The sequence below is a fragment of the Pseudomonas danubii genome (genome assembly GCF_042980055.1).
GTDB lineage: Bacteria > Pseudomonadota > Gammaproteobacteria > Pseudomonadales > Pseudomonadaceae > Aquipseudomonas > Aquipseudomonas danubii.
This window is the reverse complement of record NZ_CP116502.1, coordinates 832,866-852,408: the sequence shown is the minus strand read 5'-3', so window position 1 is coordinate 852,408 and position 19,543 is coordinate 832,866. Positions and strand designations below refer to the sequence as shown.

20 protein-coding genes are annotated in these 19,543 nt (G+C 62.0%); 13 read left to right on the top strand and 7 right to left on the bottom strand.

Going from position 1 to position 19,543, the window contains the following annotated elements:
- Positions 1 to 33 precede the first annotated feature (33 nt).
- Entirely contained in the window at positions 34 to 2,442 is a 2,409-nt protein-coding gene (locus tag PFZ56_RS04040; protein ID WP_170001769.1) for a penicillin acylase family protein, read from the bottom strand.
- Between the two features lie 108 nt (positions 2,443 to 2,550).
- Positions 2,551 to 3,129 (bottom strand): DUF6436 domain-containing protein, encoded by a 579-nt coding sequence (locus tag PFZ56_RS04035; RefSeq protein ID WP_110594283.1) that lies wholly within the window; start codon positions 3,127 to 3,129, stop codon positions 2,551 to 2,553.
- A gap of 111 nt (positions 3,130 to 3,240) precedes the next feature.
- Here PFZ56_RS04035 and PFZ56_RS04030 point away from each other — a divergent pair, with 111 nt between their 5' ends.
- Positions 3,241 to 4,179 (top strand): alpha/beta hydrolase, encoded by a 939-nt coding sequence (locus tag PFZ56_RS04030; protein ID WP_102862139.1) that lies wholly within the window; start codon positions 3,241 to 3,243, stop codon positions 4,177 to 4,179.
- Positions 4,180 to 4,326: 147 nt separating this feature from the next.
- Here PFZ56_RS04030 and PFZ56_RS04025 read toward each other — a convergent pair whose 3' ends face one another.
- Positions 4,327 to 5,079, bottom strand: coding sequence for a DUF2059 domain-containing protein (locus PFZ56_RS04025; RefSeq protein WP_110652452.1), 753 nt, complete (start codon positions 5,077 to 5,079; stop codon positions 4,327 to 4,329).
- A gap of 162 nt (positions 5,080 to 5,241) precedes the next feature.
- Between PFZ56_RS04025 and PFZ56_RS04020 the strand changes: the two genes are divergently transcribed.
- Both PFZ56_RS04020 and PFZ56_RS04015 read left to right on the top strand, forming a co-directional pair.
- Positions 5,242 to 5,874 (top strand): 2OG-Fe(II) oxygenase, encoded by a 633-nt coding sequence (locus PFZ56_RS04020; RefSeq protein ID WP_162884161.1) that lies wholly within the window; start codon positions 5,242 to 5,244, stop codon positions 5,872 to 5,874.
- Positions 5,875 to 5,876: 2 nt separating this feature from the next.
- Positions 5,877 to 6,359, top strand: coding sequence for a DUF523 domain-containing protein (locus PFZ56_RS04015; protein WP_102881473.1), 483 nt, complete (start codon positions 5,877 to 5,879; stop codon positions 6,357 to 6,359).
- Positions 6,360 to 6,389: 30 nt separating this feature from the next.
- Here the strand turns inward: PFZ56_RS04015 and PFZ56_RS04010 are convergent, their stop codons facing one another.
- Entirely contained in the window at positions 6,390 to 7,175 is a 786-nt protein-coding gene (locus tag PFZ56_RS04010; protein WP_170001771.1) for a transporter substrate-binding domain-containing protein, read from the bottom strand.
- A 132-nt stretch (positions 7,176 to 7,307) separates the two neighbouring features.
- Between PFZ56_RS04010 and PFZ56_RS04005 the strand changes: the two genes are divergently transcribed.
- Positions 7,308 to 7,745, top strand: a complete 438-nt coding sequence (locus tag PFZ56_RS04005) for a DUF4399 domain-containing protein (protein WP_102862135.1) — start codon at positions 7,308 to 7,310, stop codon at positions 7,743 to 7,745.
- 123 nt (positions 7,746 to 7,868) lie between these two features.
- On the opposite strand, the gene serA is transcribed toward PFZ56_RS04005, so the two are convergent.
- Positions 7,869 to 9,098: a phosphoglycerate dehydrogenase gene (serA, locus tag PFZ56_RS04000; protein ID WP_011064084.1), complete on the bottom strand. Its 1,230-nt coding sequence runs from the start codon at positions 9,096 to 9,098 to the stop codon at positions 7,869 to 7,871.
- 204 nt (positions 9,099 to 9,302) lie between these two features.
- Here serA and PFZ56_RS03995 point away from each other — a divergent pair, with 204 nt between their 5' ends.
- The 4 genes from PFZ56_RS03995 (at position 9,303) to PFZ56_RS03980 (ending at position 13,507) form a co-directional block, all read left to right on the top strand.
- Positions 9,303 to 10,697, top strand: a complete 1,395-nt coding sequence (locus PFZ56_RS03995; RefSeq protein ID WP_170001773.1) for an FAD-binding oxidoreductase — start codon at positions 9,303 to 9,305, stop codon at positions 10,695 to 10,697.
- A gap of 43 nt (positions 10,698 to 10,740) precedes the next feature.
- The gene (locus PFZ56_RS03990) at positions 10,741 to 11,406 is read left to right on the top strand and encodes a fumarylacetoacetate hydrolase family protein (protein WP_102862133.1); all 666 of its coding nucleotides are present in this window, start codon (positions 10,741 to 10,743) and stop codon (positions 11,404 to 11,406) included.
- Between the two features lie 162 nt (positions 11,407 to 11,568).
- The gene (locus PFZ56_RS03985; protein ID WP_170001775.1) at positions 11,569 to 12,501 is read left to right on the top strand and encodes an SdiA-regulated domain-containing protein; all 933 of its coding nucleotides are present in this window, start codon (positions 11,569 to 11,571) and stop codon (positions 12,499 to 12,501) included.
- A gap of 97 nt (positions 12,502 to 12,598) precedes the next feature.
- Positions 12,599 to 13,507, top strand: coding sequence for an SdiA-regulated domain-containing protein (locus tag PFZ56_RS03980; RefSeq protein ID WP_102862131.1), 909 nt, complete (start codon positions 12,599 to 12,601; stop codon positions 13,505 to 13,507).
- A 74-nt stretch (positions 13,508 to 13,581) separates the two neighbouring features.
- Here PFZ56_RS03980 and rpiA read toward each other — a convergent pair whose 3' ends face one another.
- Entirely contained in the window at positions 13,582 to 14,253 is a 672-nt protein-coding gene (gene rpiA / locus PFZ56_RS03975) for a ribose-5-phosphate isomerase RpiA (RefSeq protein WP_170001777.1), read from the bottom strand.
- A 229-nt stretch (positions 14,254 to 14,482) separates the two neighbouring features.
- On the opposite strand from rpiA, the gene ilvA reads away from it, so the two are divergent.
- The 4 genes from ilvA to PFZ56_RS03955 are packed head-to-tail and all read left to right on the top strand — an operon-like array spanning position 14,483 to position 18,202.
- Positions 14,483 to 15,997 carry a threonine ammonia-lyase, biosynthetic gene (gene ilvA / locus PFZ56_RS03970; protein WP_110594292.1) on the top strand — a complete coding sequence of 505 codons (1,515 nt, stop codon included), beginning with the start codon at positions 14,483 to 14,485 and terminating at the stop codon, positions 15,995 to 15,997.
- A 40-nt stretch (positions 15,998 to 16,037) separates the two neighbouring features.
- Positions 16,038 to 16,466, top strand: coding sequence for a DUF2269 family protein (locus PFZ56_RS03965; RefSeq protein ID WP_102881203.1), 429 nt, complete (start codon positions 16,038 to 16,040; stop codon positions 16,464 to 16,466).
- A gap of 15 nt (positions 16,467 to 16,481) precedes the next feature.
- Positions 16,482 to 17,738, top strand: a complete 1,257-nt coding sequence (locus tag PFZ56_RS03960) for an SDR family oxidoreductase (RefSeq protein ID WP_102862128.1) — start codon at positions 16,482 to 16,484, stop codon at positions 17,736 to 17,738.
- Positions 17,735 to 18,202 carry a DUF2269 domain-containing protein gene (locus PFZ56_RS03955; RefSeq protein ID WP_170001779.1) on the top strand — a complete coding sequence of 156 codons (468 nt, stop codon included), beginning with the start codon at positions 17,735 to 17,737 and terminating at the stop codon, positions 18,200 to 18,202. Before PFZ56_RS03960 ends, PFZ56_RS03955 begins: the two co-directional genes overlap by 4 nt.
- 52 nt (positions 18,203 to 18,254) lie before the next feature.
- Here the strand turns inward: PFZ56_RS03955 and PFZ56_RS03950 are convergent, their stop codons facing one another.
- Positions 18,255 to 18,911 carry an HAD family phosphatase gene (locus PFZ56_RS03950; protein ID WP_102862126.1) on the bottom strand — a complete coding sequence of 219 codons (657 nt, stop codon included), beginning with the start codon at positions 18,909 to 18,911 and terminating at the stop codon, positions 18,255 to 18,257.
- 144 nt (positions 18,912 to 19,055) lie between these two features.
- Here PFZ56_RS03950 and PFZ56_RS03945 point away from each other — a divergent pair, with 144 nt between their 5' ends.
- Positions 19,056 to 19,535 (top strand): RNA pyrophosphohydrolase, encoded by a 480-nt coding sequence (locus PFZ56_RS03945; protein ID WP_011064073.1) that lies wholly within the window; start codon positions 19,056 to 19,058, stop codon positions 19,533 to 19,535.
- Positions 19,536 to 19,543: the final 8 nt, after the last annotated feature.

Genomic DNA, 19,543 nt, shown 5'->3' with positions numbered 1-19,543 from the left:
TGCCCCATGCTGCCTGTTTCGCCGTAGGAGCGCTCAGGGGCGGCGCGCCGGCAGCAGCTTCAGGGTGCTGCGGGTGTTGGCGGTGACTTCCTCTTCGCTGAAGTGCGCCTGTTGGTAGACCCCTTCGATGTAGGCCTCGGCCTGGTCGTCGTAGTGCTTGTCGAACAGCACGCCGCTCTGACCCACGGGGTTGATGGTCAGGCTGTGGGCCGGGTCGGCGAAGTCGATGATGCGCCGGGTCGAGGGGCCATACACCACGGACCAGGGCGCAGGGCCGATTTTGGCGGTGAGGTTGTTCGGCACTTCATGGCTGCCTGGGGCGTCCAGGGGGCCGACGTTGAATACCCGGTCCAGAGGCTTCTGCATCCCCAGCGGGTGGCCGTGGGTCAGGGTATGGGCGTTGCCCCAGCGCCATTGTGCGGGGTTGGCGCCCAGGGTGCGCTTGAGGTGGTCGATACTGGCGCGCCAGGCCACCTTGACCGTGTCGGCGCGGCTTTCACGCTGGGGCGTGGTGCGGTTGTCCCACCAGGGGGAATCGGGATCGGCCGCCAGCCGGGGCAGGGCAGCATCCACCACTCGGGCCTGGATCAGGGCATCGAAGTAGGCGTCACCGAGTTTTTCATGGAAGGTGGCGTTGGCCAGCTCGAACAGGAATTGGTTGAACAGGGTGGCGCTGGTGGAGTCCAGCGGGTAGTCGCCCTGCCACTTGGCCAGTTGCTCCACCAGCTTCAGTTCCTCGGGCGCGCCGACCACTTCCCGCAGCACGGGCAACAGCGGTGCCAGCAGGCGCGGCCCGTAGGCGGTTGTCGTGCCCAGCTGCAGCTTCTGGGTGTTTTCCAGGTCCCATTTCACGCTTTTGTCACTGAGCTGACGGTCCAGTTGCTGGCCCCGGTCGGCGAGGTTGTAGTAGCCGGGGATCTCCATGCCGGTCGGGGAGACGGGCTGGAAGTTGGCGGAGACGATATAGCCCCGGGCCGGGTTCTCTTCCTGGGGGTTGGCGCTAAAAGGGTAGAAGCCCTCCTTGTCAGCCATGGCGGTGCTGCCGTCGAGCAGGAACGCCGGTTTCGCCCCGGTCGGGCGCTTGGGCAGCAGCGCCGCTGCCCACCAGCCGATATCGCCCTTGGCGTTGGCCCAGACAATGTTCAGGCCGGGGGCGTGGACCTTGGCGGAGGCCGCTCGGACCTTGGCGAGGGTATCGGCGCGGTTGAGCTGGTAGAAACCATCGAGGATCGGGTTGGGGGTTTCCAAAAAGCCCCACCACATGGCCACCGGGGCCTTGCCCACGGTGGTGCCGAGCATGTCGTTGATGATCGGGCCGTGGGGCGACTGGCGCAGGGTCAGGGTCACCGGCGCCTGGCCCTTGACTGCAATCTGCTGCTCGCTGCTGATCAGATCGACCCATTTGTCATGGAACCAGACCTGATTGGGGTTTTCCGGGTTGACCTTCTCGACGATCAGGTCGAGATCGTCGTTCTGGAACATGGTCAGGCTCCAGCCGAAGTCCAGGTTGTGGCCCAGGAAGGCGAAGGGCACCAGGGCTTGATGATGGCCGTAGAGTTCGAAGCCCGGCGCCGAAAGCTGCGCCTCGTACCACACCGACGGCAGGGAGTAGCGGATGTGCGGATCGCCGGCCAGCAGCGGGCGTCCGCTCTTGGTCCGAGCGCCGGCCACGGCCCAGGCGTTGCTGCCTTCGAATTGCGGCAGTCCGGCCTCGCTCAGGGCTTGCTGGCTCAGGAGGGCGATCTGCCCCAGGTCCTGCCAGTCGACAGCGGCCAGGGGCAAGGACGGTTGCGGCTTGCCTTTGGCCAGCACGCCCTTGGGCTGCCAGTCGAGGTCGAAGACCTTCAGGTAATCGTTACCCAACTGGTCGCGGATGTAGGTCAAGAGCGGTTCGGTGCGAAAGGCCATGGCGAAGCTGTAGGCCATGAAGCCGGCGACGCTGACGGTGTCTTCTGCGGTGAATGGCCGCTTGTGGATGCCCAGGACATCGAACTCCATGGGGCTGGCGTGGCTGTCCTGATACTGGTTGATGCCATCCAGATAGGCTTCCAGGGCCTTCCAGGCGGGAGACTGACGGTCGAGCCCGGCCACATAGCGGTCAGCGCGCTCGCGGATACGCAGGCTGCGGAACAGTTTGTCGGTATCCAGTAGCTTGGGCCCCAGGACCTCTGCCAGTTCGCCCCGGGACAGGCGCCGCAAGACTTCCATCTGGAACAGTCGGTCCTGGGCGTGGACGTAACCCAGGGCGCGATACAGGTCGGTTTCGTTCTCCGCGCGGATATGGGGCACGCCACGCTCGTCGTAACGCACAGTGACCGAGCCTTGCAGGCCACGGACTTCCACCTGGCCCTGACGCGTCGGCTGCTTGCTGTAGAGATAACCGACGACACCCGCCAGCACGGCGAGGATCAGGACAGCGACGACGGTCAGGCTGCGTTTCATGCGGGCTCCTTGCTGTTGTTTTCAGTGCCGCCCTGGAAGAGCAGCAGAGATTTAGCACAAGTCATGGGCCTCGCGCAGGAGGCAGTCCTTGAATAGTCGCGAATGCCTTTAATTGGCAGTGACTGGCCAGGGACAGTAGCAGCCTACCGCCAGGGTGTGGGTGGCATTGATCTGGCGATGGTTCTCCAGCGCCTGGAGGATAGGCTCGATGAAGCTGTTGCTGGAGTTGCAGGTCAGGCCTTCGCTGTAGGGCCCGAAGTAGGCCAGCTTGCCGTTGCGGTCCCAGATCGCCACCGCCGGACTGGCGGGAATCTGTTCGGCGCCGGGCAGGCTGTCGAGGGGCTTCAGGAGGCCCAGGGTGGCGGGCAGTTGGCCGTGACTGCCGGGCTTCTGCACGGAATAGAACTCCACGCCCCGCGGACCATAGGTTTCGATCAGTTCAGCCAGGTGCTGCTGGTTGCCGACGTTGCAGGGGCAGGCCGGGTCCCAGAAGTGCACCAGGCGGACGGCGCCGGGGCCGGCCAGCTCGGCGGGCAGTTGCAGCGGGTCGCCGGAGAACACCGCGGTGTGTTCACTGAAGGCCCGCAGATAGCGTCCCTGGAACCAGTCGTAGGCGCACCAGAGCACCACGGCGCAGATCAGGACGAGCAGGCTGGCAAGCAGGGAGGTGCGGTAAGGCTGGCGCATTAAGATCGTTCCTCGAAGGTCGCGTAGCTTGCCATGCTTGCCACGACAGATGAATATCGCAGGCCTAGAAAGCCTGTTTTATCCCCGGTGCCCCCCGCTTTGGAAAATCCCATGTCCGTGACCTTCGACCCCGACCACCTGCGTGCCAGTCTGCAACCTCTGGTGGCTGGGCAGCCCTTGTCGGTGGAGGCCCAGGCCTATCAGCGCTTCTATGGGCTGGACTTCGCCGGACGGGCGCTCGTGCCACGCAGTCGCCTGGGGCGCTTTCAAGTGGAAGGCTACGAGGTGGTCACGCAGGTGTGGTGGCCGGAGCAGCCACAGGCAACGCTGTTTCTGTTCCACGGTTTCTACGATCACATGGGCTTGTACCGGCATGTGATCGAGTGGGCTCTGCAGCGCCGCTTCGTGGTGATTTCCTGTGACCTGCCGGGGCATGGCCTGTCCAGTGGCGAGCGCGCCAGCATCGATGATTTCGCGGTGTATCAACAGGTACTGCAAGGCCTGTTCGCCGAGGCGCGGTCTCTGGAGTTGCCCCAGCCCTGGCACTTGTTCGGGCAAAGCACCGGTGGCGCGATCATCATGGATCACTTGCTCAACCAGGGCGCCGAGAGCCCGGCCCAGGGGCAAGTGGTGCTGCTCTCGCCCTTGGTACGGCCGCGGGCCTGGGGCTGGTCGATGCTCAGCTATTACCTGTTGCGGCCATTTGTCAGCGGCATTGCCCGGCGCTTCAGCGAGAACTCCAACGATCCGGATTTTCTTGCCTTCCTTCAGGCCGATCCGTTGCAGCCACAACGTTTGCCCACTGCCTGGGTCGGCGCGTTGGCGCGTTGGATCAAGCGGCTGGAAGCCGCCCCGCGCAGTTCAAGGCAGCCGCTGATCGTGCAGGGGCAGGCGGACATGACGGTGGACTGGGAGCACAACCTGCAAGTGATTCGCGGTAAGTTCACGGCCCCCGAGGTCTTGATGCTGCCGGAGGCGCGGCATCACCTGGCCAATGAAATTCCCTTGTACCGCGATCAGTACTTCGCCTTTCTGACCCAGCACGTTTGAGCCGCAGGAGATGGGTGTAGCCGCAGCCGTAGGCTGCGAACGGCCCGAAGAGTCGCTGGAGGTTCGGCGCTAGATTGCCAGGCAAGGTCCTGCGCAGCTTTGCGCAGCCTCGCGGGCTCGGCAGCGGCTACAGGTGAGTTTGCTGGATCAGGGGGCGAGGCTGGAGGTACTCTGGCCGACCGCCAGGCCGGCGCGAATCGCTGCCAGGGCTGCCTGGTAATAGGCCTTGCCCTCAGTGGATTCGGCGAAGGTTGCGAACTCTTCCAGCTCGGTGTCGGACAGGTCCCGGTAAACGTACAGCAGGGTGTTGTTCAGGTCGTTGCCGATCTGCTGCATCAATCGCTGGCGCTGACCGTTGAGCATGCCCTGGGCCTGCCCCCCTCCCAGCAGGCCGGGAATCATCTGGCTCAGGCTGTCTGCGGCGACTCCGGCGATCGCCAGGCTGACTTCCGCGCCGGCCTCCTTGGCCGGTAGTGCCTGGGCCAGGTGGCCGATGATCAATTGGCGGTTATCGCTGACCTGCATCTTCGGCAGGCCCTGAGCATTCTTGGCCAACTGGTCGCGACGGGTGGCCAGCAGTTCGGCGGCGACGATCTTGCGGCCCAGGGGCGACTGGAAGAAAGCCAGGGCGGGGGCGGGATTGGCGAGATGCCGGCGCAGTTGCTCTTCGGCGCGACGGTCCACGGCCTGGGGCGCAAAGCGCTGGTTACTGTTGTCCACCAGGGCCTGGTAGACCGCCGGCGGCAAGCTGTTCTGGTAGCGCTGTTGGGCGGCGCTGAGGGCATCGTTGAAATGCGCGCGCTGTTCCGGCCAACCGGCGACCTTGTACAACTGGTCGTGGCTGTCTGCCCAGGTAGGCAAGGCGCAGAACATCAACAGTGAGAAAAGCAAACGGCGCATAAGGACTCCTGTCAGCAGGCTACTATTCTCCGGGGCAAGGCGATGGTTGTCGAGAATTCGTATCAGGATCGCCCGCTAAAGTAATGAGTGGAAAGTGGATTGGAAAAAAATGCGTGATCCTCCGCTCTGTGGCTCTGTCAGATTTATCTGATGCTGGATACTATGCGCGCCATGCAAATACCCTCTGATCATCCGCTGTTGTTGCGTATCGTCGACGACCTGGCCGCCTGTGGCTGGTCGCAGCAGAATATTTTCCTGCCCGAGGGTCTGACCCTCGAACTGGCGGCTGAGTGCCGTAAACGTGCAATAGAAGGTGAACTGGCGCCTGCGGCGGTAGGGCGAGGCCCGGCTCAGGAGATACGCGAGGGTATTCGCGGCGACCATATCCAGTGGCTCGAGCCCGGCCAGGCCGAGGCCGTCGATACCTATCTGGGGTTGATGGACAGCCTGCGCGAGGCCCTCAATCGAGGCCTGTTTCTCGGGCTTGAGGATTTCGAGTGTCACTTCGCGATGTACCCGCCGGGCGCCTTCTACAAGCGTCACGTGGATCGCTTTCGCGATGACGACCGGCGCATGGTGTCGGCCGTGATCTACCTCAACTCGCAATGGTTGCCCGAACACGGCGGGCAACTGCGCATGTACCTGAACGATCAGGAACCATACGATGTAGCCCCCGTCGGGGGCCGGCTAGTGGTGTTTCTCTCTGGCGAGGTGCCCCATGAAGTCCTCCCAGCGACCCGGGAACGCCTGTCCTTGACTGGCTGGTTCCGGCGTCGTGGTAACGAGCCGTTCTGATGATGCACAAGATTCTGGTCAGTCGCTGTCTGTTGGGCCACCGAGTACGCTACGACGGCGGTGCCAGCGGCCCCTTCGATCAATTGTCCAGCTGGTTGCAAGAGGGCCGGGTGGTTGCCTTGTGCCCGGAGGTGGCCGGCGGCTTGCCGACGCCACGGGCGGCCGCGGAGATTCCGGGCGGGCAAGGCGTCGAGGTGCTGGATGGCAAGGCTTCAGTGCTGACCTCTGAGGGGGAGGATGTCAGCGCCGAGTTTCTCTCCGGCGCCCGGCAAGCCCTGGAACTGGTGCGCAAGCACGGAATCCGTATCGCCGTACTCAAGGCCAACAGTCCGTCCTGCGGCAATGTGCTCACCTATGACGGCACCTTCAGCGGCATCAAGGTTCAGGGCGAGGGCGTGACTGCGGCGCTATTGCAGCGCCATGGCGTGCAAGTCTTCAGTGAGTTGCAGCTGCCCGAGGCCGCTGCTGCCCTGGCCGCCCTGTAGCCGCAGCGTGCGGCGGCTATCGGGCAAGGATTACTGCCCGGCTTCAGCCTTGGGCGGTTTGCTCGCATCCATGCCGAACCATTTCTCCGACAGGGCCATCAGTCGCCCATCGGCCTTGATCCGCTGCAGGGCGCTGTCCAGGCTCGCCTGGAACGCCGGGTTTCCTTTCTGGAAGGGAATCGCCAGGCTCAGGGTCGGGCCCACCTTGGCGCCTTCCTTTACGGGCAGGCGACTGTCGCGAATGGCGTAGGGAATCAGCAGGCGGTCGCTGATGGCCGCGTCGATCTGTTTGTCCGCCACATCCTTGATCGGTTGCTGGGCATCGGTATAGCTGCGCAGGTTGATGCCTTCCACGGTCCGTGCCTGATCAACGAACTGGCTGCCCTGAGCCACGCCCAGCGCCTGGCCACGCAGGGCCTGGAGAGAAAGCAGCGGGCGTTGTTCTTCCTTGCGCACGATCAACTGGGCGCTGGAATAGCTATAGGGCTCGCTGAAATCGAAACGATCCTTGAGTTCCGGGGTCACTGCTATGTGGTTGATGGCCACGTCGAACTTGCCGCTCTCCACACCTGGCAGCAACTCGGCCGCCGCGGTCACCACGAAGTCCGCGCGCACGTCCAGCTCACTGGCCAGCAACTGCCCCAACTCCACCTCGAAGCCGGTGAGTTTGCCGTCGTCCTTGAAGTTGAAGGGTGGCGTATTGGCTTCCAGGGCGATGCGCAGTTCCCCGCGGTCATTGATGTCGTCCATCAGTTCGGCTTGAGCGCCAGTGCTCACAAGGGGTAGCAAAAGTATCAGGCCAGGCAGGAAACGCATGGTCACTCCTTGAATTTATATGAGCGATGCGCCGTTCAGGCTCGCTTTGCTAAGGTGTTGAGTGCCTTCGACAACGAATCGCCACGAAGTTGTCATAACCGTAAAAGATTTGCGGAAAAACTGGAGAAGATAATGAAAAATTTTATGTCCCGTGCGGCCTTGGCCAGTCTGTTGCTTGGAGCCTCGATGCTGGCGGGCGCGGCGGATATTCCTCGTACTCAGGCACCAGCGGGCGCCAAGGTGTTCATCGTTTCACCTGCTGATGGAGCCACCGTGGACAAGACCTTCAAGGTCAAGTTCGGCGTTGAAGGCATTGCCCTGGCACCGGCGGGCGATCAGACCGCCAATACCGGCCACCATCACCTGCTGATCGATGTCGATCAACTGCCGGCCGAGAACCTGCCGATCCCGATGGACGCCAACCACCTGCATTTCGGCAAGGCCCAGACCGAAACCGAAGTGACCTTGACCCCGGGCAAGCACACCCTGCAGCTGGAGCTGGGCGACAAGAACCACGTGCCGTTCAGCCCGGTCATCGTCTCCAAGAAAATCACAGTAATAGTGAAATAATCGTAAACGCTGCGCAAAAAAAGGGAGCCTTGATGGGCTCCCTTTTTTGCGCAGCTAGCTGCAAGGTTTCAGCTACAAGCTGCAAGCCAGTTATGGCTTGCAGCTTGAAACTTGCCGCTGCTCTTAGAACAGCACACGGCAACGGATGGTGCCGTTGATGTGCTGCAGCTTCTCTTGCGCCAGGTCCGAGTACTCGGCGTCGACGTCGATTACCACGTAGCCGACCTTTTCGTTGGTCTGCAGGAACTGACCGGAGATGTTGATGCCGTTTTCGGCGAAGACCTTGTTGATCTCGCTCATCACACCCGGGATGTTCTCGTGGATGTGCAGCAGGCGGTGCTTGCCTGGGTGGGCCGGCAGCGCCACTTCCGGGAAGTTGACCGAAGAGACCGAAGTACCGTTGTCGCTGTACTTGACCAGCTTCTCTGCCACTTCCAGGCCGATGTTGGCTTGGGCTTCAGCGGTGGAACCGCCGATGTGCGGAGTCAGGATCACGTTGTCCAGGCCGCGCAGCGGGCTTTCGAACTCTTCGTCGTTGGAGCGCGGTTCAACCGGGAACACGTCGATGGCCGCGCCGATCAGGTGCTTGTCCTTGATCGCGTCTGCCAGGGCGTCCAGCTCAACCACGGTGCCGCGAGCGGCGTTGATCAGGATGCCGCCTTTCTTGATGGCACGGATTTCCTTTTCGCCGATCATCCACTGAGTGGCCGCGGTTTCCGGCACGTGCAGGGTGACGATGTCGGACATGCCCAGCAGCTCGTGCAGGTTGCCCACCTGGGTGGCGTTGCCCAGTGGCAGCTTGGTCACGGTGTCATAGAAGAACACCTGCATCCCTAAGCCTTCGGCCAGGACCGACAGCTGAGTACCAATGGAGCCATAACCGACGATACCCAGCTTCTTGCCGCGGATTTCGAAGGAGTTGGCCGCGCTCTTGATCCAGCCGCCACGGTGGCAGGAAGCGTTTTTCTCAGGGATGCCGCGCAGCAGCAGGATGGCCTCGGCCAGTACCAGTTCGGCGACCGAACGGGTGTTGGAGTAAGGCGCGTTGAACACCGCGATGCCGCGCTCGCGAGCGGCGGACAGGTCAACCTGGTTGGTGCCGATGCAGAAGCAACCCACTGCGACCAGTTTCTTCGCGTGGTCGAAGATCTCTTCAGTCAGTTGAGTGCGGGAGCGAATACCGATGAAGTGTGCATCGGCGATCTTTTCCTTGAGCTGGGCTTCCGGCAGAGAACCGGTGAGGTACTCGATGCTGGTGTAGCCGGCGGCCTTGAGGACGTCGACAGCGGATTGGTGGACGCCTTCGAGGAGAAGGAACTTGATCTTGCTCTTATCGAGAGAAGTCTTGCTCATCTGCGTAAACCTGTGTCCCGGAGAAAAATGGCAGGGAAATGGACAGCTTGAGCTGACCTGGACGGCATGCAACCGCCACCGCAGAAAGGCCCTTGGGCACTCTCTAGCGGGGGCGGTATGCTAGCATACGCGCCCCGCTAAACACTCATTCCTGCGACGTGAAGCGTTCTCAGGATGACCATGAATTGTTCGAGAGTTCTGTCGATGACCAATCCTGCCCTGATTGATGAGCTGAAGACCCTGGTTGAGCCTGGCAAGGTGCTGACCGACGCTGACTCCCTGAATGCTTACGGCAAGGATTGGACCAAGCACTTCGCCCCGGCCCCCACGGCCATCGTGTTCCCCAAGACCATCGAGCAGGTTCAGGCCATCGTGCGCTGGGCCAATCAGCACAAGGTCGCGCTGGTGCCTTCCGGCGGGCGGACCGGGCTCTCGGCCGCTGCCGTGGCAGCCAACGGCGAAGTGGTGGTGTCCTTCGACTATATGAACCAGATACTCGACCTGAACCTGACTGACCGCACCGCGGTGTGCCAGCCGGGGGTGGTCACCGAACAACTGCAGAACCTGGCGGAAGAAAACGGCCTCTACTACCCGGTGGACTTCGCTTCTGCCGGCTCCAGTCAGATTGGCGGCAATATCGGCACCAATGCCGGTGGTATCAAGGTGATTCGCTACGGCATGACCCGCAACTGGGTGGCCGGCATGAAAGTGGTCACCGGCAAGGGCGACGTGCTGGAGTTGAACAAGGACCTGATCAAGAACGCCACCGGCTATGACCTGCGCCAGTTGTTCATCGGCGCCGAAGGCACCCTGGGCTTTGTGGTCGAGGCCACCATGCGTCTGGATCGGGCGCCAAAGAACCTCACCGCCATGGTGCTCGGCACCGCCGATTTCGACTCGATCATGCCGGTGCTGCACGCTTTCCAGAGCAAGCTCGACCTGACCGCCTTCGAATTCTTCTCCGACAAGGCCCTGGCCAAGGTCCTGGCCCGTGGTGACGTGCCGGCTCCCTTCGAGTCCGACTGCCCGTTCTACGCCTTGCTGGAGTTTGAAGCGACCACTGAAGAAGTGGCCAACCACGCCCTGGAAACCTTCGAGCATTGTGTCGAACAGGGTTGGGTGTTGGACGGGGTGATGAGCCAGAGTGAAACCCAGTTGCAGAACCTGTGGAAGTTGCGGGAATACATCTCCGAGACCATTTCCCACTGGACCCCTTACAAGAACGATATTTCGGTCACTGTTTCGAAAGTGCCAGCTTTCCTCAAGGAAATCGACGCCATCGTCGGCAAACACTATCCGGACTTCGAAATCGTCTGGTTCGGTCACATTGGCGACGGCAACCTGCACCTGAACATCCTCAAGCCGGACAACCTGAGCAAGGACGAGTTCTTCGCCAAGTGCGCCACGGTCAACAAGTGGGTATTCGAAACCGTCGAGAAGTACAACGGTTCGATTTCCGCCGAACATGGCGTGGGCATGACCAAGCGTGATTACCTGACCTACAGCCGCTCGCCGGTTGAGATCGAGTACATGAAGGCAGTCAAGGCAGTGTTCGATCCGAACGGCATCATGAACCCGGGCAAGATCTTCGCTGTTTGAGTGCAAGCAGCGCCCTGATGAAGCACACGAGCAGGAGTCGGTAATGAGCTATCAGCACCAGTATGTCGACGGTACCCGGATTCATTTCCCTCTGGGCAAGGTGGTTTGCATCGGTCGTAACTACGCCGAGCACGCCAAGGAGCTGGACAACCCGGTTCCCACCGAGCCCCTGCTGTTTATCAAGCCCGGCAGTTGCGTGGTGCCGCTGGAAGGTGGTTTTGCCATTCCCACCGAGCGCGGCTCGGTGCACTACGAGGCGGAAATCGCCGTGCTGATCGGCAAGCCATTGTCCACCAAGCCCAGCCGCGAAGAAGTGCTGGACGCCATCTCCGGTTTCGCCCCGGCCCTGGACTTGACCCTGCGCGACAAGCAGGCCGAGCTCAAGGCCAAGGGCCTGCCTTGGGAAATCGCCAAGTCGTTCGATGGCGCGGCGGTTATCGCGCCATTCGTGGTGGGCAGCAGTTTTGCCGACCTGACGGATATCGGCATTCGCCTGACCATCAACGGTGAGGTACGCCAGGACGGCAACAGCAGTGACATGCTCAATCCCATAGTGCCGATGATCCAGTACATGGCCGGCTGCTTTTCCCTGCAGGCCGGCGATGTGATTCTCACCGGCACCCCGGTTGGCGTCGGGCCGCTGAATGTCGGTGATGAACTGGTATTGGAGCTGCCGGGCGTCAGTCGCTTCACCAGCAGCGTCCGTTGATCGGGAACTTTCTACGAGGACCCGGGAATCCGGCACACCTCGTAGAAAGATCATGGCCTTTTACTGTTTTTTCACATTCGTTCCGGATAATTCCTAGGTCTATGGTTCGCCGATCTGAACACTGCGTGCTATTAACCATGGCCGACTTCTGGAAATCTTGTGATGGACGCTCCTCCTCTGACTAAGCCTCTCGGCAGTCGTATGTCGCGTATTCGCCTGCGCATGCGCTGGTACTCCTGGCTGCTGCTGGCGGGGGTGATCTGCTATGGCGTTGCCAGTCTCCTGCATTGGGACGACCGGGGCGCGCTCTGGGTGCAGGAGCGGTTTGTCAGTCCTTCCGAGCGCAGCGCCAGCATCTGGCTACCCGGTTACCGCGTGGTCATCGATGCCAAGGCGCTGCCTGGCATGGAGAGCGATGAAGCGTCGGATCTCTCCTACAACCCGCAGACCAAAACCCTGTTTTCGGTGATGGGCAAGCATCCGTTCCTGGCGGAGCTGACCCTGCAAGGCGACGTCCTGCGCAAGATCCCTCTGGTGGGCTGGAGCAACCCGGAAGGGGTGGCAGTCTTGGAGAATGGCTTACTGGCGATAGTCGATGAGCGTCAGCATTCGCTGGTGATCGTCAAAGTTGATGCCAGTACCAAAGAGCTGAACATCGCCGATTTTCCGACCTACGACCTGGGCCCTTCGGAAGATCAGAACAAGGCTTTTGAAGCCATTGCCTGGAATCCGCGCAAGCAGCAACTGCTGTTGGGCGAGGAGCGTCCGGCGGCACTCTTCACCTGGAGCAGCGATGGCAGCCAGGTGCTCAAGGGCAGCAAGCAGAAACTCGCCAGCGAGGAGCTCGACTTGCGCAACCTCTCGGCCCTGGGCATTGACCCGCGCACCGGTCATACCCTGGTGCTGTCCGCCGACTCTCATCTGTTGCTGGAGCTGGACGAGCAGGGTGAGCAAGTCAGCTTCATGGCCTTGCTCGGCGGCTTCAACGGCCTGCAGAACACCATTCCCCGGGCCGAAGGCGTGGCCATGGATGAGGCCGGCAACCTGTACATGGTCAGCGAGCCCAATCTGTTCTATCGCTTCGAGAAGCAATGATCTCCTGGTCCGGCGCCTTTGCCGGATCGTCGATTAAGCTTGAATTCAGACGGCTGTGATATTTCATCAGCCTGTCCTGATTTCGAGTTCGCCCGCCATGTATCGTCTGACCCGCTTGCAACCTCTCTATCTGATCCTCTGCCTGATGGCGGTGCTGCTTGCCGCGTTTGCCCACAACCATCGGTTGTGGCAGCGCGCCTGGTTCGACTGGCAATCCTACTGGCAAGTGACGGCCCCGCAATCTCTGGGCCTGGGTGATTATCGAGTGGTACTGGAGGCGCAGCCTATTGAGGGGCTGGATGAGGTTTCGGCACTGACCTACGATCCGCTGCGCAACAGCCTGTTCACCGTGACCAACAAGAATTCCGAGCTGGTAGAGCTGTCCCTGGACGGGCAGGTCCTGCGGCGTATTGCTCTGCTGGGCTTTGGTGATCCGGAGGCAGTGGAGTTCATCAGCGCCAATACCTATGTGATCAGCGATGAACGGCAGCACCGGCTGATCAAGATTCAGCTGGACGACGAAACCACCGTGGTGGATGCGGCAGAGGCCGAGCAGATCACGCTCGGCGTGCACCTGTCGGGGAACAAGGGCTTTGAAGGCCTGGCTTACGATTCACAGGGCCAGCGCTTGTTCGTCGCCAAGGAACGCGACCCGATGCTGATCTATGAGGTTCAGGGCTTTCCCCATCACGATCCGGAAAAATCCTACGGGGTGCATGTGCTCAACAACCCCAAGCGGGATGCCGGGCTTTTTGTACGCGACCTCTCCAGCCTGCAATACGACGAGCGCAGTGGCCATCTGCTGGCCTTGTCGGACGAGTCGCGCCTGGTGGTTGAACTGGACGTCGACGGGCGCCCGCTGAGCACCCTGGCATTGGGCAAGGGCCGCCAGGGCCTGAGCAAGGCCGTGCCCCAGGCCGAAGGAATAGCCATGGATGACGACGGCACCCTGTATCTGGTGAGCGAGCCGAACCTGTTCTACGTCTTCAAGAAACCTGAACTGTAGAGGCGGTCGGGCGGCATTCTGCTTGCCGGCGAAGAGGCCCTTGGGAGCGCCTTCGTCGGCAAGCCAGTTCAGGCTCAGGCCTTGAGGGGTTTCACCCCTTCGGCCGTACCCAGCAGCAGTACATCCGCAGGGCGCGCGGCGAACAGACCGTTGGTGACCACGCCAACGATGGCATTGATCTGGCGTTCCAGCTCCACCGGGTTGGTGATCTGCATGTTGTGCACGTCGAGGATGATATTGCCGTTGTCGGTGATCACCCCTTCGCGGTACACCGGGTCGCCGCCCAGTTTTACCAACTCGCGGGCTACGTGACTGCGGGCCATCGGGATCACTTCAACTGGCAGTGGGAAGTTGCCCAGCACCGGTACCAGCTTGCTGGCGTCGGCGATGCAGATAAAGGTCTTGGCCACGGCGGCCACGATCTTTTCCCGGGTCAGGGCTGCGCCGCCGCCCTTGATCAGGTTCAGGTGCTCGTCGCTCTCGTCGGCACCGTCGACGTAGAACTCCAGGTCGCTGACGGTGTTGAGCTCGTACACCGGAATGCCGTGGCCCTTGAGGCGCGCGGCGGTGGCTTCAGAGCTGGCTACGGCGCCATCGAAGGCGCCCTTGTGCAGGGCCAGGGCATCGATGAAGCAGTTGGCGGTGGAGCCGGTGCCGACCCCGACGATGCTCTTGTCATCGAGTTTCGGAAGGATAAGGTCGACGGCGGCCTGGGCGACTGCCTGTTTGAGTTGATCCTGGGTCATGCGGGCTCCGAAGCGGGCAATGGGGGGGGCACAAAGGCCGGCATTATAGGCGCCGCGACAGATCCGGTCATTGCCCGTTTGGCTAATCGGCCAGGCCGGGCGGGAGAGTTGGCAATACGGGGTAGGGCGGCGAGGGCGCCGGCTAAAACCTCTGTATTCGTGTGGTCGCCCGGGCAAACGCTGGGTTAGACTCCTTGGCCCTGCCCAACCCGCTCAGTGATGCTTTCCGATGCTCGAACAGTACGTCAAGAAGATCCTCACCTCGCGCGTTTATGACGTTGCCGTAGAAACCCCATTGCAGACTGCCCGCCAGCTCTCCGAGCGGCTGGGCAATCAGGTCTGGCTCAAGCGTGAAGACTTGCAGCCGGTGTTCTCGTTCAAGATTCGCGGCGCCTACAACAAGCTGACCCAACTCAGCGACGCCGAACGCGCCCGTGGCGTGGTCACCGCATCGGCGGGCAACCATGCTCAAGGCCTGGCCCTGGCGGCCAAGGTGCTGGGGGTCAAGGCCACCATCGTGATGCCCAAGACCACGCCGGAGATCAAGGTTGAAGGCGTGCGCTCCCGCGGCGGCAAGGTGGTGCTGCATGGCGACTCTTTCCCCGAAGCGCTGGCCTATTCGCTGAAGCTGGTGGATGAAAAAGGCTACGTCTATATCCATCCTTACGACGATCCCCACACCATTGCCGGGCAGGGCACGGTGGCCATGGAGATCCTGCGTCAGCACCCGGGGCCACTGGACGCGATTTTCGTGCCGGTGGGCGGCGGCGGGCTGATCGCCGGTATTGCCGCTTATGTGAAGTACCTGCGTCCTGAGATCAAGGTGATCGGTGTCGAGCCGGACGACTCCAACTGCCTGCAAGCGGCCATGGCAGCGGGTGAGCGGGTCGTGCTGCCGACGGTGGGCATTTTCGCCGACGGCGTGGCGGTGGCGCAGATCGGTCAGCACACCTTCGATATCTGCAAGGACTATGTGGATGAAGTGATCACCGTCAGCACCGATGAAATCTGTGCGGCAATCAAGGACATCTACGACGATACCCGCTCGATCACCGAACCTGCCGGCGCGTTGGGCGTGGCGGGGATCAAGAAGTACGTCGAGCAGCGCGGTATTACCGGGCAGACCCTGGTGGCCATCGATTCCGGGGCCAACGTCAATTTCGACCGCCTGCGCCACGTCGCCGAGCGCGCCGAGCTGGGCGAGGGCCGCGAAGCCATCATCGCCGTGACCATTCCCGAGAAACCGGGCAGTTTCAAGGCGTTCTGCGAGGCGGTGGGCAAGCGTCAGATCACCGAATTCAACTACCGCTACAACACCGGCAGCGAAGCCCACATCTTTGTCGGCGTTCAGACCCACCCGGAAAACGATCCGCGCAGTGCCCTGGTCGCCAGTCTGACCGAGCAGGGTTTTCCGGTGATCGACCTGACCGACAACGAACTGGCCAAGCTGCATATCCGTTACATGGTCGGTGGCCATGCCGAGAAGGTCAGCGACGAAGTGGTGCTGCGCTTCGAGTTCCCGGAGCGTCCGGGGGCATTGTTCAACTTCCTCAACAAACTGGGCGGGCGCTGGAACATCTCCATGTTCCATTACCGTAACCATGGTGCGGCCGATGGCCGAGTGGTCGCCGGCCTGCAAGTACCGGCCGATGAACGTCATCTGGTACCGGCGGCTCTGGAGCAGATCGGCTATCCGTACTGGGATGAAAGCGATAACCCGGCTTATCAGCTGTTCCTCGGCTGAGCGACTACGCTGAGGATCGGAGCCTTAAGGAAGCGAGAACATGGAAACACTGACCACGCTGAAGACGCTTCATGTGCTGGCTACCGTGCTGCTCTTGGGCAGTGCGCTTGGTTTGGCGATCTGGGTCTGGCGCTTGCGCCGCCAAGGTGATGCGACGGTCTACAGTCGCGTGCTGCACCGCCCGGGACTGTTCGGCTGGCTGCTGCTGGCGGTGGGTTTGCTGGCCCTGCCATTCAGCGGCTGGTGGCTGGTTCATCTGGTGGGTTGGCCGCTGGGGCAGACCTGGATTCTGGGCTCCAGTGTGCTCTACACCCTGGGCGCTCTGGCCTGGCTCTGGCTGATGGTGCGCCTCAACCGCCTGCGTCTGGCCAAGGCCGCCAGTGGCCTGACCTTCACCCTGGCGCTGGCGATCTTCAGTGCGGTGTGTTTCGTCACCATTGCTGGCCTCATGGGCGCCAAGCCGGTCTAAGCCTTAAGGATTGCCATGAAGGTTGTTCTGGTGGGGGCGACAGGGTTTGTCGGCCGTCATCTGCTGGCGGCGTTGCACGCCGCCGGCCATCAACTCATCGCCACCAGTCGCCATCGACAAACCCGGAGTCTGCCTGGCGTGGAATGGCGGCAACTGGACCTCGATCGCCTGGGCCTTGAGCCCCAGCCTTTTGACTTGCCCGCTGATACCGACCTGTTGATCAACGCTGCCGGGTTGTTGAGCAATGATGCCCAGGCGTTGACCCTGACTCAGGATCTGGGGACCCGTGCGCTGTTTGATCTGGCGGCGGCCCGGGGTGTGCGGGTGTTGCAGATTTCCGCCTTGGGCGCCGGCCAGCAGCCGCAAGTGCCGTTTCTGGCGAGCAAGGCGGCTGCGGATGATTACCTGCTGCGCCTGGGGATTCCGGCCGTGGTGTTGCGGCCATCCCTGGTGCTCGGCGCGGGTGGCGCCAGCAGTGGCTGGCTGGCCCGGCTGTCGCCCTGGCCGCTGATTCCGTTGTTGTCCGCCAAGGCTCGAATGCAGCCCCTGCATGTGGATGACCTGAGTGCTGCCGTGCTTGCGTTGATCGGACAATGGCCCGCGCAGTCCATGGTGCTGCCGCTGGTTGGCCCTGAACGGATGACCATGGCGCAGTTGCTGGATCGTCTGCGTGCGGCCCAGGGCTGGGCCCCGGCGCGCTACTTCCAGTTGCCCTCAGTGGTCCTGGCGCTGGTCGCAAGGGTGGGGGAGCGCCTGGGCTGGCGGGCCCTGAACCGGCAGAGCCTGAGCATGGCCCGTTGCGACAACCTGGGGGACCCTGAAGTACTGGCGTCGGTCTGCGGTTATCACGCCGCGCCCTTGGCAGCCCGGCTGCAAGACTGGCCGCAGGCCGCGCAGAGCACCCAGTTGGCCCTGCGACCGTTGCTGCTGGCGGTCATGGTGCTGATCTGGCTGGGTACGGCGGTGGTGTGCATCGGTCCCGGCTATGACTGGGGCTTGCGGATCATGGCCGAGGCCGGGGTGCAGGGCGCCTGGGCGGTACTGGCGGTGATCGCGGGATCGCTCTGCGACGCGGTGCTGGGTGTCGGTCTGCTGCTGCGGCGTTGGCGCCGGCGGGCCCTGCAGGCGCAGCTCGCACTGATGCTCGGCTACACCCTGATCATCAGTCTGATCCTGCCGCATTTCTGGTTTGACCCTTATGCCGCCGTGGCCAAGAACCTGGTGCTGATGGTGGCGACCCTATGGCTGTTGTGGACTGAACCCCGTCGATGAGTGCTTATCTGCTGTTGAAAACCCTGCATATCCTGTCCTCGACCGTTCTTTTTGGCCTCGGCGCGGGCTCGGCCTATTACGCACTGCGGGCCTGGCGCAGCGGCAAGCTGGAAGTGATTGCCGTGACATTCAAGCATTTGGTGTTCGCCGATTGGGCCTTTACTGCAACGACGGCCGTCTTCCAGCCGTTGAGTGGGCTGGGATTGGTGTATCTGGCGGGCTGGCCGATCCAGCAAGCCTGGCTGATGTGGAGCTTGGGGCTCTATGTCTTGGCGGGGCTGTGCTGGTTGCCGGTGGTCTGGTTGCAGATCCGGGTGCACAAGATGGCTGAGCAGGCGCTGCGGGACGGCGTGCCGATGCCACTGCGGGCCAATCTTTACATGCGCTGGTGGTTCGCCTTGGGCTGGCCGGCGTTTCTGGCCTTCATGGCGATTTTCTATCTGATGGTGGCCAAGCCGGTTTAGCAGCCTTCGCCGGCAAGCCGGCTCCTACGGCTTGTAGGAGCCGGCGCAGCGCTCAATCCCGCAGGCTGATCACCTGCCAGCCGCGCTTCAGAGCCTCGGCCCGCAGGTTTGGATCAGGGTCGACGGCCACTGGGGTGGCCACTTGCTCCAGCAACGGCAGATCGTTCATCGAGTCGCTGTAGAAGTAGCTGCCTTCCAGGTCATGACCGGTTTCTTCCAGCCAGCGCTGCAGGCGGATGACCTTGCCTTCACGGAAGCACGGTACGTCGGTGCTGCGTCCGGTGTAGCGGCCGTCCTGCATTTCGCATTCGGTGGCGATCAGGTGTTCCACTCCCAGGCGCTCGGCGATCGGCGCGGTGATGAAACGATTGGTGGCGGTGATGATCACCAGCTTGTCGCCGGCCTCGCGGTGCTGGGCCAGCAGGGCCTGGGCCTTGGGCAGCAGGATGGGCTCGATGCAGTCGCGCATGTAGTCGCGATGCCATTGCTCAAGCACGGCCATCTCGGTGCGGCCGAGGATTTCCAGGCAGAAGTTCAGGTAGGCGGCGTTGTCGAGTTTGCCGGCCAGGTAGTCCTGGTAGAACTCGTCGTTGCGGGTCTTGTAGGCGACGGCGTCGAGGAAGCCCCGCTCGCACAGGTAGTCGCCCCAGGCGTGGTCGCTGTCGCCGCCCAGAAGCGTGTTGTCCAAGTCGAATAAAGCCAGGCGCATTGCAGTTACTCGCTGAAAAGTCGCGGAAAAAGGTGCCCAGAATACGGTCTTTTCACAAGAGTGCACATAAGGTAAGCAGCCTCGTTGCTGCATTCCCAAGCTTTGTGGAACAATGCGGCGACATGCGTTTGCGAGGTTGTAGCCGTGATCGACCCCGATGGTTTCCGCCCCAATGTCGGGATCATTCTGACCAATGATGCCGGACAGGTGCTATGGGCTCGCCGTATCAATCAAGATGCCTGGCAGTTTCCTCAAGGGGGCATCAACCCCGACGAGACGCCGGAAGACGCCTTGTATCGCGAGTTGAACGAAGAAGTAGGGCTGGAGCGCGAAGATGTGCAAATTCTCGCCTGCACCCGGGGCTGGTTGCGCTATCGTTTGCCGCAGCGCCTGGTCCGGACCCACAGCCAGCCGCTGTGCATCGGCCAGAAACAGAAATGGTTTCTCCTGCGCCTGATCTCCAACGAGCAGCGGGTGCGGATGGATTTGACCGGTAAACCGGAATTCGATGGCTGGCGCTGGGTCAGTTATTGGTATCCGTTGGGCCAGGTGGTGACATTCAAGCGCGAAGTGTATCGCCGCGCTCTCAAAGAGCTTGCCCCGCGCCTTTTAGTGCGCGACTGACGACGGAG